Genomic DNA, 13,781 nt, shown 5'->3' with positions numbered 1-13,781 from the left:
ATCTTACGGCGGTTTGCCATGGTCACTGGGGGAACGCCGCCATCGACTCAGCGGGATCGCCGAACCGTAACGAACACCGACAAAAAGACCATCACGACGGCAGGTTCGGCCGCCGTCCCGCCACACCCGTGGCCGGAACCGGTCAACCCGCGTGGAACACGTTCTGGGCCGCCTCCAGCCCGTCCGACAGCAGCGCCTCCACCGCGTCGGCCGCCCGGTCCACCTCCAGGTCGAGGCTCTTGCGCTCGGCCGCGGAGAAGTCCTTCAACACGAACGCCGCCGCGTCCATCCGCCCCGGCGGCCGGCCCACCCCGAACCGCACCCGCAGGTACTCCCGCGTCCCGAGCGACCGCGTCACCGACCGCAGCCCGTTGTGACCATTGTCACCGCCGCCGCGCTTCAACCGCACCGCCCCGAACGGGATGTCCAGCTCGTCATGGACGACGACCACCCGCTCCTCCGGCACCTTGAAGAAGTCCCGCAGCCCCTTCACCGGCCCGCCCGACTCGTTCATGAACGACCGCGGCTTCGCCAGCACCGCGCGGCTCCCCGCGAGCCGGCCCTCCAGCACGTCCGCCCGCGACCGGTGCGACTTGAACCGCCCCCCGGCCCGCGCCGCGAGCACGTCCAGCACCATGAACCCCGCGTTGTGCCGGTTCCCCGCATACGACGGCCCCGGATTGCCCAGCCCCACGACCAGCCAGAGATCCGTGCTCACCCGAACTCCTCACCGACGCGCGCGACCCCCGCCGGTGCACACACCCGCGGGGGCCGCGAAAGAACCCTGCGGCCGCACGGCCGCGCCTGCGCTACTCGCCGGCGGGCTCGCCCTCGCCCTCGGCGCCGCCCTCGGCAGCGGCCTCCTCGGCGCCCGCCGCCGGCTCCGGCGACGTCGCCGCCGTCGCGTCGGAGATCTGCAGGATCAGCGTGTCCTCGTCCGCCGCCAGCGTCGTGCCCGACGGCAGCTTCAGGTCCTTCGCCAGCACCTGCGAGTCGACGCCCAGGCCGGAGATGTCCAGGTCGACCGACTCCGGAATGTGGGTCGCCTCCGTCTCCACGGAGATCTCCACGACCGTCTGCGCCACCTGGCCGCCCGCGACCACGTCACCGATGACGTTCACCGGCAGGTCGACGACGACCTTCTCGCCGCGCTTCACCAGCAGCAGGTCGACGTGCTCCAGGAACCCCTTGACCGGGTCGCGCTGCACGTCCTTCGGCAGCGCCAGCTCCGAGCCGTTGCCGAGCCCCTCGATGGTCAGCAGCACGTTCGGGGTCTTGAGCGCCAGCATCAGGGCGTGACCCGGCAGCGAGATGTGCTGCGGGTCGGTGCCGTGACCATAGAGGACGGCGGGCACCTTGCCGGCCCGGCGGGTGCGCCGCGCGGCACCCTTACCGAACTCGGTGCGCGGCTCGGCGGCAATGCGTACCTCGGACACGGCGAAAACTCCTCGTTGTTGCGATCCACGGCCGTCCGGCACTGGACGTCCGCTACGGACAGAGCGAATCAGGCGATGCTCGATGCGTCAGGCGCCTCGAAGATTCTTTGCGTTCCCCGGGGAGTGCGGCCCCTGAACCGGCACCGCACTGAACGACCCGAGACATGCGCGATTCAAAGAGTCTAGCCGATCGCAGAAGGACTATTGGCCCACGGGGACGACTGTGCCGGCCCAGGACGGCGCCCCCCTGGACCACCAGGGTCCCAGGGGGGCGCCCCTGCGAATCAGCTGTGCCCGCCGAAGAGGCTCGTCACCGAGCCGTCGCTGAAGACCTCGTTGATGGCGCGGGCGACCAGGGGGGCGATCGGCAGGATGGTCAGTTTGTCGAACTGCTTCTCCTCCGGGATCGGCAGCGTGTTCGTCAGCACGACCTCGGAGATGCGCGAGTTCTTCAACCGGTCCACGGCCGGGCCGGACAGGACGCCGTGCGTGGCGGCGACGACGACCTTCGCGGCGCCCTGCTCGAACAGGGCGTCCGCCGCCTTCACGATCGTCCCGCCGGTGTCGATCATGTCGTCGACGACGACGCAGACCCGGTCCTTGACCTCGCCGACGACGTCGAAGACCTTCACCTCGTTGGCCACGTCCGGGTCGCGCTTCTTGTGGATGATCGCCATCGGCACGCCGCCGAGCCGGTCCGACCAGCGCTCGGTCACCCGGACGCGGCCCGCGTCCGGCGCCACCACCGTCACCTGCGAGGTGTCCAGCCGGCTCTCGAAGTGGCGGGCCAGCAGGTCCAGCGCGAACAGGTGGTCGACCGGGCCGTCGAAGAAGCCCTGGATCTGCGCGGTGTGCAGGTCCACGGTGATCAGCCGGTCGGCGCCCGCCGTCTTGAACAGGTCGGCCATCAGCCGCGCCGAGATCGGCTCCCGGCCGCGGTGCTTCTTGTCCTGCCGCGCGTACCCGAAGAACGGCGCCACGACGGTGATCCGCTTGGCGGAGGCGCGCTTCAGCGCGTCCACCATGATCAGCTGCTCCATGATCCACTGATTGATGGGAGCCGTGTGGCTCTGGATCACGAAGGCGTCCGACCCGCGGACCGACTCCAGGAACCGCACGAACGTCTCGCCGTTGGCGAAGTCATACGCGGACGTCGGTGTGAGCTCGATGTGGAGGTTGTCGGCGACTTCCTTGGCCAGGTCCGGGTGGGCTCGGCCGGTGAAGAGCATCAGCTTCTTCTGACCGCTCGCTTTGATCCCACTCACCTCTGACAACTCCCCCTCAATGGAACTGTGCCTTACATGTGGGTTGTTGTCCCCACTCCCCGCGCACCACAAGACTCCGGCTCACGGGTTGCTCTGTTGTCACGGAGGACACCGGTGTCCTCCACATCCCCGCCCGGCGGCGGGAAGGTACTTCGCGCGCGGGACGCGGCGCTACGGCGCGCCCTCGTCCTCGCCCTTCGCCCGCCGGGCCGCGTCCGCGGCCGGCGTGCCCGGCCGGCGGCGCTCGACCCAGCCCTCGACGTTGCGCTGGCGCGCCCGCGCGACCGCCATCGCCCCGGGCGGGACGTCCTGGACGATCACGGACCCGGCCGCGGTGTAGGCGCCGTCGCCCACCGCCACCGGGGCGACGATCATGTTGTCGCTGCCGATCTTCACGTGCGAACCGATGACGCTGCGATGCTTCTCGACGCCGTCGTAGTTCACGAACACCGAGCTCGCGCCGATGTTGGAGCCCTCGCCGATCTCGGCGTCGCCCACGTAGGTCAGGTGCGGCACCTTCGTGCCCTCGCCGATATCGGCGTTCTTGGTCTCGACGTACGTGCCGACCTTGGCCTTGCGGGCCAGCCGCGTCCCCGGGCGCAGGTAGGCGTAGGGCCCGACGGACGCCTCCGGCCCGATCTCCGCCTCCACGCACACGGCGTTGACGACGGTGGCGCCCTCGCCGACCGTCGTGTCGGTCAGCGTGCAGCCCGGCCCGACCCGGGCGCCCTCGCCCAGGTGCGTCGTGCCGTGCAGCTGCGTGCCCGGGTGGATCTCTGCGTCCGGCTCGGCGGTCACGCCCACGTCGATCCAGGTGGACGCCGGGTCGATGATCGTGACCCCGGCCCGCATGTGCGCCTCGAGGACGCGGTCGTTCAGCTGCCGGCGCGCCTGCGCGAGCTGGACCCGGTCGTTCACGCCCTGGGTCTCCACCCAGTCGGCGGCCAGGTGCGCGCCGGCCCGGTGGCCGTCCGCGCGCACGATCGCCACGACGTCGGTGAGGTACTCCTCGCCGCCCGCGTTGTCGGTGGTCACCCGCTTCAGCGCGTCCGCGAGCAGGGCCCCGTCGAAGGCGTACATGCCGACGTTGATCTCGCTGATGGCCCGCTGCGCCTCGGTGGCGTCCTTGTGCTCGACGATCGCCTCGACGCCGCCGTCCGCGGCCCGGACCATCCGCCCGTACCCGGTGGCGTCCGGCATCTCGGTGGTCAGGACGGTGGCGGCGTTGCCCTCGCTCTGGTGCGTCCGGACGAGCGCCTGCAGCGTCTCGCCCCGCAGCAGCGGGTGGTCGCCGTTCGTGACGACGACGGTGCCGTTCAGCGCGCCGGTCTGCTCCAGCGCCATGCGCACCGCGTGGCCCGTCCCGCCCTGGTGGTCCTGGACGACGGGCTCGGCGTCCGGCGCGTGGACGGCGAGGTGCTCGACGACCTGCTCGCGCCGGTGCCCGACGACCACGACGAGCCGCTCGGGCTCCAGCTGCCGCGCGGCGGCGAGCACGTGCCCGAGCATGCTGCGCCCGCACAGCTCGTGCAGGACCTTCGACTGACGGGACTTCATGCGGGTGCCCTCGCCCGCGGCGAGAACGATGACGGCGGCCGGTCGGCTCGCAGCGCTCACAAGGAGGCTCCTCGGCATCGCGGACGGGAACGGTCTCGGACGCGCCCACCTGCGAGTTCACGACACGGCAGGCCGGAACGCACCCGACACGGGCAGGATACCGCCCACTCGCGACCTGTCACCCCGCCGCCCGCCTCGGGGCGGCTACCTGGGACATCTCAGACAGCTCCGGCGCAAGGACTCGAACCTTGTCTAAGGGCACCAAAAACCCTTGTGCTGCCAATTACACCACGCCGGAATAAAGCGGACGGCCCGGACAAGGTCTCGCACCGACCGGCCCCAACGATACCGACACCCGCCCAGCGAAACCCACCTCATTCCCCTGCGGCGGCTTCCGGGCCGTCCGCGGACCTGCGGCCATGCTGATCGATTCGTCGTGATCTGTGTAGAACGTCCGTCTTGGAGCATGACACTCCCCAGTTGCCCAACCAGGGCCACGGCGCCGGCGGGGATGCCCGCCTCCGCGAAGGCCCGTCCACCGGGGGCGTCTCGGGGTTGCCTCGCGGCGCGGGCGGGCGGCGGGGACTGTGAGGGGTTTGTGGCCTGAGGGGCAGTTTCTTGCTGAATTTACGGTTCGACTCTGGGCAACCTACGCTGGCGTAGGTTACGTTGGCGTAAGTAAGGCTCACCTAGTCGCAGGAAGTGGTGACGCATGACAACGGCTCCGACCATGGACCCCCCTCGACCGCAACCGCGGCCAGAGTTCGCGCCCGAGGCGCGCGGCACCGCGGAACGGGTGCTCATCGCCGCGTTCACGGGCGTGCCGTTCCTGGCACTGTTCGCGGCGGTCCCGCTGGCGTGGGGCCGGTTCCTCGGCTGGACGGACGTCGTGCTCACCGCGGTGTTCTACGTCCTGTCCGCGGGGGGCATCACGGTCGGGTACCACCGGTACTTCACGCACGGGTCGTTCAAGGCCAAGCGCGGCCTGAAGATCTTCATGGCGCTGGCCGGGAGCCTGGCCGTCGAGGGGCCGGTCATCACGTGGGTCGCCGACCACCGGCGGCACCACAAGCACTCCGACAAGGAGTTCGACCCGCACTCGCCGTGGCGGTTCGGGGACGACTGGAAGGCGCTGGCGAAGGGCCTGGCCTGGGCGCACTACGGCTGGCTGTTCGACGCCAACCGGACGTCCAAGAAGCGGTTCGCGAAGGACCTGCTGAACGACCGGGACATGCGGCGCATCCACCTCGCGTTCCCGGGGCTGGTCGCGGTGTCGTTCCTGCTGCCGGCGGTGCTCGGCGGGCTGATCACGATGTCCTGGACGGGCTTCCTGACCGCGCTGTTCTGGGCCGGGCTGGTCCGGATCACGCTGGTGCACCATGTGACGTGGTCGATCAACTCGATCTGCCACACGTTCGGCACCGAGGACTTCGAGGTCCGCGACAAGTCCCGCAACGTGTGGTGGCTGGCGATCCCGTCGCTGGGCGAATCGTGGCACAACCTGCACCATTCGGACCCGACGTGCGCGCGGCACGGCGTGCTGAAGGGGCAGGTCGACATCAGCGCGCGGATCATCCAGGCGTTCGAGAAGGCGGGCTGGGCGCACGACGTCCGGTGGCCGAACAGCGACAGGCTGGCGGCGAAACGCACGAAGCAGGCGGTTTGACCGCCACAATTGATCCCGTGACAGATCCCGCTCCCAGGTCCCGCAGAAAGCGGATGACGGGCAAGGAACGCCGCGAGCAGCTGCTCGACATCGGCCGGTCGCTGTTCGCCGACCGCGGCCTGGACGGCACCTCGGTGGAGGAGATCGCCTCCGCGGCCGGCGTGTCGAAGCCCGTGGTGTACGAGCACTTCGGCGGCAAGGAGGGGCTCTACGCGGTCGTCGTCGACCGCGAGTTCGAGCGGCTCCTGCGGCTGGTCACGGACGCGCTGAACTCGGCCATCCACTACCGCGGGAAGCTGGAGAAGGCGGCGCTGGCGCTGCTGGAGTACATCGAGAGCCATCCGGACGGGTTCCGGATCCTCGTCCGCGACTCGCACGGCGGCACGGGCACCGGCAGCTACGCCAGCCTGCTGAGCGAGATAGCGGGCGAGGTGGAGTACGTCCTCGCGCAGGAGTTCGACCGGCACGACTACGACGACAAGTTCGCGCCCATGTACGCGCAGATGCTGGTCGGCATGGTCGCGATGACGGGCCAGTGGTGGCTGGACGTCCGCAAGCCGCGCCGGGAGGAGGTCGCCGCGCACGTGGTGAACCTCGCCTGGAACGGCCTGGCGGCGCTGGAGCCGAAGCCGTCGCTGGACCCGCGCCGGCGGCGCAAGGAGCTGGAGCGCCGGGAGCGGGCCGCCGAGAAGGCCGCGGCGAAGGCCGAGAAGGCCGAGGAGAAGGCGGCGGCGAGGGCGGAGAAGGAGCGGCGCCGGGCGCGCCGGGAGCTGGACGGCATCGCCGACCCCTCGACGTGAGACGGCCGGTGGCCGCCGGAGTTCGTCCGGGCGGCCACCGGCCAGGGGTCGCCGGGCTCGGGTCGCGAGTCCGGGAGCTACGGACGCCGCCCTTCCGTCCGAGTCGAGCACCGCAGGGGAACGAGTCGCTTCCCTCGGCGGCGGGGCGGCATCCCGTCTAGGTGGTGTTCCGGGTGGCGATCACGAAGATCCTCCGGAACGGGAACACGGTGCCGTAGGGGGCCGCGGGGTAGGCGCGGCGGAGCCGTGCCGCGTAGTCGGCGAGGAACTCGGCGGCCTCGCCGGGGTCGAGCGCGGCGAGGACGGGCCGCAGCGCGCTGCCCTTGACCCATTCGAGGACGGGGTCGTCGCCGTGCAGCACCTGCGCGTAGGTGGTCTCCCAGGCGTCGACCGAGCAGCCGTGGCGGGTGAGGAGGTCGAGGTACCCGGCCGGGTCGAGGACGGGCGCGTCGTGCTGGAGGTGCCCGAGCTTGGCGCGCCACCGGTCGGAGCGGCCGAGTTCGCGCAGCAGCACGTGGCTGGGCGCGTCGAAGTTGCCGGGGACCTGGAAGGCGAGGCGCCCGCCGGGGGCGAGGGCGTCGGCCCACCGGGGCAGCAGGTCGGGGTGCTCGGGGACCCAGTGCAGGGCGGCGTTGGAGACGATCAGGTCGACGGGCCGCTCGGGGCGCCAGGCGGCGAGGTCGGCGACGCGGAAGGCGAGCCTGCCGGGGATCTCGTGCGCGCGGGCGGCGGCGATCATGTCGGGCGAGCTGTCGAGGGCGTCGATGCGGGCGCCGGGCCAGCGGGCGGCGAGGGTGGCGGTGAGCTCGCCGCTGCCGCAGCCGAGGTCGGTGACGCGGGCGGGCGCGGCGCCGCCGAGGCGGGCGACGAGCTCGGCGAACGGCCGGGCGCGCTCGTCGCCGAAGATCCCGTACTGGACGGGATCCCACACGGCAGCGGTTTCTCTCGACATCAAGACAGAGCATGCCCGGCCCATATCTTGATGTCAAGAGTCCTTCCGGCGTGTCGCGGACGGCCGGGCCGCCGGACCTAGGACGAGCGGCCGATGGCACGCGGCGCCCCGGCGTTCCTAGGCTCTCGGCCATGACTTCGAGCGAATGGGCCCTGGTCCTCGGCCCCGGCGGCCCGGTCGGAACCGCGTGGCTGCTCGGCCTCGCGGCCGGGCTGCGCGAGGCGGGCACCGATCCGGCGGACGCGGACCTGATCGTCGGGACGTCCGCGGGCGCGATCGCGGGCGCCGCGATCGCCGCCGGACGGGATCCGGCGGAGCTGGCGGAGCTGCCGCCCCGGGACGGGCCGCGCCCGCCGGCGGACCTGACGGCGATGACGCGGGTGTTCGAGCTGACCGCCGACCCGGACCTGGCGCCGGACGAGGCGCGGCGCCGGATCGGACGGCTCGCGCTGGGCGCGGCGGCGCTGCCCGCGCGCGAGCACCGGAAGAGCATGCGGTTCCTGGTCGGGACGGACGAGTGGCCGCCCGGACGGCTGCTGATCACCGGGGTGGACGCCGCGTCCGGCGAGCCGGTGGTGTGGGACGCGGCGAGCGGTGTCCCGCTGTCGGCGGCGGTCGCGGCGAGCAGCGCCGCGCCGGGCTTCGCCGCGCCGGTGCCGATCGGCCGGCGGCTCTACTTCGACGGCGCGTTCGGCGGCGGGTCGAACGCGGGGCTGGCCGCGGGCGCCGGGACGGTCGTCCTGGTCGAGCCGCTCCCCCACCTGTCGGACGGCGCCGGGGCGGACGTCCGGATCGTCCCGGACGAGCGGTCGCTGGAGGTGTTCGGCGGGAACGTCGGCGACTTCTCCCGCTGGACGCCGGCCTACCGGGAGGGCCGCCGGCAGGCACCGGAGGCGGCGCGCGCGATCGGCGGCGCGGTGGCGGCGGCCGCCGACCCGCTGCCTGGGTGATCGGGTTCCGGGCGATCGGATTCCGGGGAATCAGGGAGTGTGTCTCGATATCGAGACAGGTAGTGTGGCGGGATGCGCGATGAGGTCGACGAGCTGGTCGAGGCGTGGCGGGCCGAGCGCCCGGACCTGGACGTGCGGCCGCTGCAGGTCCTCAGCCGCGTGTCCCGGCTGGCCCGGCACCTCGACCGGGCCCGGCGGGCGGTGTTCGTCGCGCACGACCTGGAGTCGTGGGAGTTCGACGTCCTCACCGCGCTGCGCCGGGCGGGCGCGCCCTACCAGCTGAGCCCGGGGCGGCTGCTGCGCGCGACGCTGGTGACGTCCGGCACCATGACGAACCGCATCGACCGGCTGGCGGCGGCGGGGCTGGTCGAGCGGCACCCCGACCCGCAGGACAAGCGCGGCGTGCAGGTCCGCCTCACCGAGGCGGGCCTGACGCGCGTCGACGCGGCGTTCGCCGATCTGCTGGACCGGGAGCAGGCGATCCTGGAGGGCCTCAGCCCCGAGCAGCGGGACGTGCTGGCCGGCCTGCTCCGCACCCTGCTGGTCCCCTTCGACCGCGACTAGGCCGAGGGCCAGGCCAGCCCGGGAGGTCAGGCCAGCGCGGCCTCCAGCGCGGCGGCCAGGCCGCAGAGCCGCTCCTCGCCGCCCGCGGGTCCGATGAGCTGGACGGACGCGGGCAGGTGCGACCCCGGGAGCGGGACGGGCAGCGCGAACGCGGGCAGCCCGGCGACGTTGACCTGGCCGGTCAGCGTGGTCAGCTCCAGGTCGGACTCGTCGGCCTCGCCGGGTTCGGGGGCGACGCAGGTCAGCACGGGCAGCGCGATCGCGGCGTGCCGGGCGAGGATCGCGTCCAGCTCGGCCCGCAGCTCCTTGCGGGCGCCGAGGGCCCAGTCGAGCAGCCCGGCCTCCGCCACGTCCCCCATCTGCTGGATGCGGCGGTAGATGCGGCCGCTCAGCTTCGACGGGTCGTCGAGCAGGCGGCCGTTGTGCCGCCAGCCCTCCGCGCTGACGATCACGCCGTTGACGGTGGCGGCCTCCTCGTAGTGGGCGGACGTGACGTCGGTGACGGGGCCGAGGCGGCGGAGCGCGTCGTCCACGGCGGCGTCGATCGCGGGGTCCACGCCGGGGACCCGCAGCCGCGCGACCGGCAGGGACGCGTCGTACGGGACGGGCGTGAACCCGGGTTCGATGAGGCCCATGCCGAGGACGACGGCGGCGACGTCGCGTCCCATCGGGCCGACGACGTCGAGGGTCTCCGACAGCGGGTGCACTCCTTCGAGGGACACCCGCCCGTGCGTGGTCTTCAGCCCGGCGATGCCGCAGCAGGCGGCGGGGATGCGGATCGACCCGGACGTGTCGGTGCCGAACGCGACGTCGGCCTCGCCGGTGGCGACGGCAACGGCGGAGCCGCTGGACGAGCCGCCCGGCACCCGGGACGGGTCGAGCGGGTTCACCGGCATGCCGGACCACGGGTTGACGCCGTCGGCGGCCATGCACAGCTCGTTCAGGTTGGCCTTGCCGGCGATGCGGGCGCCCTGGGCGCGGGCGGAGGCGACGACGGGCGCGTCCGCGGCGGCGGGCTCGGCGCGCTCGGCGATGGCCCGGCAGCCCGCCGTGGTGGGCAGGCCGGCCACGTCGATGGCGTCCTTGACGGCGAGCCGGGGGCCGTCGCCCGGCGCGTCCGTCTTGATGATCCAAGTCGTCATTGAGGGATGATGCCCGGTCCGGGGCGGTGCGCGCACCGCGGCCGTCCTGCTAGTCGAGATCCTCGGCGAGCATGAGCCACTCCTCCTCGACCCGGGCGGCCTCGGCCTGGATCTCGCGGAGCCGGCCGTCCAGCTCCTGGAGCTTGGCGTAGTCGGTGGCGTGCGCGGCGAGCTGCTCGTGGAGCTCGCCCTCCTGCGCGGCGAGCTTCTCCAGGCGGCGTTCGAGCCGGTCGAGCTCCTTGCGGGCCTTCCAGTCCTGCCCGCCCTTGGGCTTGGGCGGCGCCGGCCCGTCGGCGGCGGGGGCGGCGCCCGTCTTCGGGGCGCCCGGCTTGGGCGCGGTCCCGGCGGCGCGGCGTTCGAGGTACTCGTCGACGCCGCCGGGCAGCATCGACACGCGGCCGTCGCCGAGCAGCGCGACGACGTGGTCGGTGATGCGCTCCAGGAAGTACCGGTCGTGGCTGACGACGACGAGGGTGCCCGGCCAGCCGTCGAGGAGGTCCTCGACCTCGGTGAGGGTCTCGATGTCGAGGTCGTTGGTGGGCTCGTCCAGCAGCAGGACGTTGGGTTCGCCCATCAGCAGCCGGAGCAGCTGGAGGCGGCGGCGCTCGCCGCCCGACAGGTCGCCGACCGGGGTCCACTGCCGGTCGCCGGAGAAGCCGAGCCGTTCCAGGAGCTGGCTCGCCGTCCAGTCGCGCTTGCCGACGGTGATGCGGCGCCGGATCTCCTCGACCGACTCCAGGACGCGCCGGGCCGGGTCGAGCTCCTCCAGGTTCTGCGACAGGTGCGCGAGCTGGACGGTCTTGCCCTGCACCACCTCGCCCGACACCGGCCGGACGGCCCCGTCGAGGAGGCGCAGCAGGGTGCTCTTGCCGCTGCCGTTGACGCCGACGAGGCCGACCCGGTCGCCGGGGCCGAGCCGCCAGGTCATCCGGGTGAACAGCTCCCGGCCGCCGACCTCGACGGTGGCGTCCTCGATGTCGTAGACGGTCTTGCCGAGCCGCGCGGTCGCGAACCGGGTCAGCTCGACGGAGTCGCGCAGCGGCGGCTCGTCGGCGATGAGGGCCTGCGCGGCGTCGACCCGGAACTTGGGCTTGGACGTGCGGGCCTGCGGGCCGCGGCGCAGCCACGCCAGCTCCTTGCGGAGCAGGTTCTGCCGCTTGGCCTCGGTGGCGGCGGCGATCCGGGAGCGCTCGGCCTTGGCGAGGACGTAGGCGGAGTAGCCGCCCTCGTAGCGCTCGACGCGGCCGTCGACGACCTCCCACGTCCGGTCGGTGACCTCGTCGAGGAACCAGCGGTCGTGGGTGACGACGAGCAGCGCGACCTTGCGCGCCTTGAGGTGCCGGGCGAGCCAGTCGATCGCCTCGATGTCGAGGTGGTTGGTCGGCTCGTCCAGGATCAGCAGGTCGGACTCGGGGACGAGGAGCCGGGCCAGCGCGACGCGGCGGCGCTCGCCGCCGGACATGCCGTCGAGCGGGGCGTCCAGGTCGAGGTCGGCGAGCAGCCCGGCGAGGACGTCGCGGGCGCGGACGTCGCCCGCCCACTCGTGCTCGGCGCGGTCGCCCAGCACCACGGACCGGACGGTGGCGCCCTCGGCGAACGCGTCCCGCTGGGTCAGGTAGCCGAGCCGCAGGCCGCGCGCGTGGGTGACGCGCCCGGCGTCGGGTTCGGTCTCGCGGGCGAGGACGGCCACAAGGGTGCTCTTGCCGCCGCCGTTGCGGCCGACGACGCCGACGCGGTCGCCCTCGTCCAGGCCGAGGGACACGGCGTCGAGCAGCGGCTGGGGCCCGTAGGCCTTGGCGACGTTCTCAAGGTTGATCAGATTCACGGCACCGTCAACCCTATTGCCCCCGCCGTACCGCTCGGACGGTCAGGCGCCCGGCGGCTGCCCGGGCGGCGACTGCTGCCCCTGCGGGTCGGGGGGCGGTGGCGGGTATCCCTGCTGGCCGTATCCCTGCTGCCCGTATCCCTGCTGGCCGTACGGCTGCTGGCCCTGTCCCGGCGGGCCGTACCCCGGCGGGACGTATCCGCGAGGGGCTCCGGCGCCGCGGGACCTGCGGCTCGCGGCCACGATGACGAGCACGACCCCGACGATCAGCAGCACGAAGACGAACAGCAGCACGATGAGGGACAAGAAGCCCAAACCTCCTCCAATACGCGCCACCGTCGTCGCCCTTTCCCGGCTGCCGCGCTCTCAGCGGACGGCCGGGGGCACGGACCGGTCCCCGGCATGCCCCTGCACAGTAGCGTTCGGCATCACCGCGCCCGGGGCGTTGTGGCGTATGTCACGGTCGCGGCGCACGGCCAGCACGACGAGCGCCACCATCATGGCGAGCGCGACCAGACCGAGCAGCCCGGACAGAATCGTCATCGCTCCACCTCGCCGGAGGGATCGGTGCGGGAGTGAATCGCTGTCACGGAGAGTAGGACGTCCGTCGCCCGCGGGTGGTTCGCTTGTGTGCCGAGCGCACCTAATTGGCGCCCTGACAACGCGGCGGCACGTCAGAGCACGGTCGCGCCCGGTACCGGGCCTGACGCCCGGACGACCTGCGCGGCGACGCCCGCGCCGTCCAGCGCGCCCGCGAGGTCGGCGGCGTCCTCGTCGGTCTCGGCGAGGAACGCGCAGGTCGGGCCGGACCCGGAGACCAGCGCGCCGATCGCGCCGAGGTCGCGGCCGGCGTCGACGGTGCGGCGCAGCGACGGACGCAGCGACAGCGCGGCGGGCTGCAGGTCGTTGGTCAGCGCGGCGCCGAGGGCCTTGGCGTCGCCGGTGGCGAGCGCGGTCATCAGCGCCTCCGACACCTCCGGCCGCGCCGGCGGCCGGCCCTCCTCCAGGCGGAGCCGGTCGCACTCGCCGTAGACGGCGGGCGTGGACAGGCCGCCGTCGGCGGTGGCGAACACCCAGTGGAACACGCCGCGGGTGAGGGCGGGGGTGAGGTGCTCGCCGCGCCCGGTGCCGACGGCGGTGCCGCCGAGGACGGCGAACGGCACGTCGCTGCCGAGCTCCGCGCCGATCTCCATCAGGTCGTCGCGGGACAGGGAGGGCCGCTCCCGGTCGTCCCAGAGCCGGGCGCAGGCGACCAGCGCGGCGGCGGCGTCGGCGCTGCCGCCCGCCATCCCGCCCGCGACGGGGATCGCCTTGCGGATCCGCAGCGCGACCCGGGGTTCGGCGCCGAGTCTGGCCGCGACGGCGCGGGCGGCCTTGGCGGCGAGGTTGTCGTCGTCGGTCGGGACGCCGCCGATCTCCACCCGCGAGTACGGCGCGGCCTCGACCCGGATCTCCAGCCGCTCCGCGGGCCGCGCCGTCACCTCGTCGAACAGGGACACGGCGTGGAACACGTTGACGAGGTCGTGGTACCCGTCCTCGCGAAGCGGCCCCACGCCGAGCTGGAGGTTGACCTTGGCGGGCACGCGTACCGTCACTGCGCTCACTTGCGAAACCCTACGGGACC

Annotated in this window: 14 protein-coding genes and 1 tRNA gene; 4 read left to right on the top strand and 11 right to left on the bottom strand. The window is 73.0% G+C overall.

Annotated elements, in window-relative coordinates; genetic code table 11:
* Nucleotides 1–142: 142 nt before the first annotated feature.
* The 5 genes from pth to ACGFI1_RS07400 all read right to left on the bottom strand — a co-directional run bounded on the left by pth (nucleotide 143) and on the right by ACGFI1_RS07400 (nucleotide 4,556).
* Entirely contained in the window at nucleotides 143–718 is a 576-nt protein-coding gene (pth, locus tag ACGFI1_RS07420; RefSeq protein ID WP_138634137.1) for an aminoacyl-tRNA hydrolase, read from the bottom strand.
* A gap of 91 nt (nucleotides 719–809) precedes the next feature.
* Nucleotides 810–1,436 (bottom strand): 50S ribosomal protein L25/general stress protein Ctc, encoded by a 627-nt coding sequence (locus ACGFI1_RS07415; RefSeq protein ID WP_386872781.1) that lies wholly within the window; start codon nucleotides 1,434–1,436, stop codon nucleotides 810–812.
* A gap of 284 nt (nucleotides 1,437–1,720) precedes the next feature.
* Nucleotides 1,721–2,701: a ribose-phosphate diphosphokinase gene (locus ACGFI1_RS07410; protein ID WP_364552426.1), complete on the bottom strand. Its 981-nt coding sequence runs from the start codon at nucleotides 2,699–2,701 to the stop codon at nucleotides 1,721–1,723.
* Nucleotides 2,702–2,872: 171 nt separating this feature from the next.
* On the bottom strand, nucleotides 2,873–4,318 hold the full coding sequence (gene glmU / locus ACGFI1_RS07405) for a bifunctional UDP-N-acetylglucosamine diphosphorylase/glucosamine-1-phosphate N-acetyltransferase GlmU (protein WP_386872783.1): 1,446 nt from the start codon (nucleotides 4,316–4,318) through the stop codon (nucleotides 2,873–2,875).
* Nucleotides 4,319–4,484: 166 nt separating this feature from the next.
* Nucleotides 4,485–4,556 (bottom strand) — tRNA-Gln (locus ACGFI1_RS07400).
* A gap of 414 nt (nucleotides 4,557–4,970) precedes the next feature.
* Here ACGFI1_RS07400 and ACGFI1_RS07395 point away from each other — a divergent pair.
* Both ACGFI1_RS07395 and ACGFI1_RS07390 read left to right on the top strand, forming a co-directional pair.
* A complete protein-coding gene (locus tag ACGFI1_RS07395) occupies nucleotides 4,971–5,924 on the top strand; it encodes an acyl-CoA desaturase (RefSeq protein WP_392783951.1) in 954 nt (317 codons plus the stop codon).
* Between the two features lie 53 nt (nucleotides 5,925–5,977).
* The gene (locus ACGFI1_RS07390; RefSeq protein ID WP_171069536.1) at nucleotides 5,978–6,724 is read left to right on the top strand and encodes a TetR/AcrR family transcriptional regulator; all 747 of its coding nucleotides are present in this window, start codon (nucleotides 5,978–5,980) and stop codon (nucleotides 6,722–6,724) included.
* 157 nt (nucleotides 6,725–6,881) lie between these two features.
* Here ACGFI1_RS07390 and ACGFI1_RS07385 read toward each other — a convergent pair whose 3' ends face one another.
* Entirely contained in the window at nucleotides 6,882–7,676 is a 795-nt protein-coding gene (locus ACGFI1_RS07385) for a trans-aconitate 2-methyltransferase (RefSeq protein WP_364552420.1), read from the bottom strand.
* A 131-nt stretch (nucleotides 7,677–7,807) separates the two neighbouring features.
* Here ACGFI1_RS07385 and ACGFI1_RS07380 point away from each other — a divergent pair, with 131 nt between their 5' ends.
* The gene (locus ACGFI1_RS07380; protein ID WP_392783949.1) at nucleotides 7,808–8,626 is read left to right on the top strand and encodes a patatin-like phospholipase family protein; all 819 of its coding nucleotides are present in this window, start codon (nucleotides 7,808–7,810) and stop codon (nucleotides 8,624–8,626) included.
* Nucleotides 8,627–8,698: 72 nt separating this feature from the next.
* Nucleotides 8,699–9,190 (top strand): MarR family winged helix-turn-helix transcriptional regulator, encoded by a 492-nt coding sequence (locus ACGFI1_RS07375; protein WP_138638934.1) that lies wholly within the window; start codon nucleotides 8,699–8,701, stop codon nucleotides 9,188–9,190.
* Between the two features lie 26 nt (nucleotides 9,191–9,216).
* Here ACGFI1_RS07375 and ACGFI1_RS07370 read toward each other — a convergent pair whose 3' ends face one another.
* From ACGFI1_RS07370 to ACGFI1_RS07350, 5 genes are all read right to left on the bottom strand, one after another.
* Nucleotides 9,217–10,332: an amidase gene (locus ACGFI1_RS07370; protein WP_387069747.1), complete on the bottom strand. Its 1,116-nt coding sequence runs from the start codon at nucleotides 10,330–10,332 to the stop codon at nucleotides 9,217–9,219.
* A 49-nt stretch (nucleotides 10,333–10,381) separates the two neighbouring features.
* Complete coding sequence (locus ACGFI1_RS07365; RefSeq protein ID WP_392783945.1) at nucleotides 10,382–12,157, bottom strand: ABC-F family ATP-binding cassette domain-containing protein; 1,776 nt, start codon at nucleotides 12,155–12,157, stop codon at nucleotides 10,382–10,384.
* Nucleotides 12,158–12,199: 42 nt separating this feature from the next.
* Nucleotides 12,200–12,463, bottom strand: coding sequence for a hypothetical protein (locus ACGFI1_RS07360; protein ID WP_392783943.1), 264 nt, complete (start codon nucleotides 12,461–12,463; stop codon nucleotides 12,200–12,202).
* A gap of 60 nt (nucleotides 12,464–12,523) precedes the next feature.
* Entirely contained in the window at nucleotides 12,524–12,700 is a 177-nt protein-coding gene (locus ACGFI1_RS07355) for a hypothetical protein (protein ID WP_171069224.1), read from the bottom strand.
* 131 nt (nucleotides 12,701–12,831) lie between these two features.
* Nucleotides 12,832–13,761 carry a 4-(cytidine 5'-diphospho)-2-C-methyl-D-erythritol kinase gene (locus ACGFI1_RS07350; protein WP_392783941.1) on the bottom strand — a complete coding sequence of 310 codons (930 nt, stop codon included), beginning with the start codon at nucleotides 13,759–13,761 and terminating at the stop codon, nucleotides 12,832–12,834.
* Between the last annotated feature and the right edge of the window lie 20 nt (nucleotides 13,762–13,781).

This window comes from Actinomadura geliboluensis (genome assembly GCF_043197915.1).
Classification (GTDB): Bacteria; Actinomycetota; Actinomycetes; order Streptosporangiales; family Streptosporangiaceae; genus Spirillospora; species Spirillospora geliboluensis.
Note: the sequence above shows the minus strand (reverse complement) of the source record. Positions and strands in the feature narration are given on the sequence as shown.

What these genes read in the sequence shown, in the direction of transcription:
- ACGFI1_RS07390 (WP_171069536.1), top strand. Translation starts at nt 5,978, where the DNA reads ATGACGGGCAAGGAACGCCGCGAGCAGCTGCTCGACATCGGCCGGTCG.
- ACGFI1_RS07355 (WP_171069224.1), bottom strand. Translation starts at nt 12,700, where the DNA reads ATGACGATTCTGTCCGGGCTGCTCGGTCTGGTCGCGCTCGCCATGATG.
- ACGFI1_RS07395 (WP_392783951.1), top strand. Translation starts at nt 4,971, where the DNA reads ATGACAACGGCTCCGACCATGGACCCCCCTCGACCGCAACCGCGGCCA.
- ACGFI1_RS07370 (WP_387069747.1), bottom strand. Translation starts at nt 10,332, where the DNA reads ATGACGACTTGGATCATCAAGACGGACGCGCCGGGCGACGGCCCCCGG.
- ACGFI1_RS07385 (WP_364552420.1), bottom strand. Translation starts at nt 7,676, where the DNA reads ATGTCGAGAGAAACCGCTGCCGTGTGGGATCCCGTCCAGTACGGGATC.
- ACGFI1_RS07380 (WP_392783949.1), top strand. Translation starts at nt 7,808, where the DNA reads ATGACTTCGAGCGAATGGGCCCTGGTCCTCGGCCCCGGCGGCCCGGTC.
- ACGFI1_RS07375 (WP_138638934.1), top strand. Translation starts at nt 8,699, where the DNA reads ATGCGCGATGAGGTCGACGAGCTGGTCGAGGCGTGGCGGGCCGAGCGC.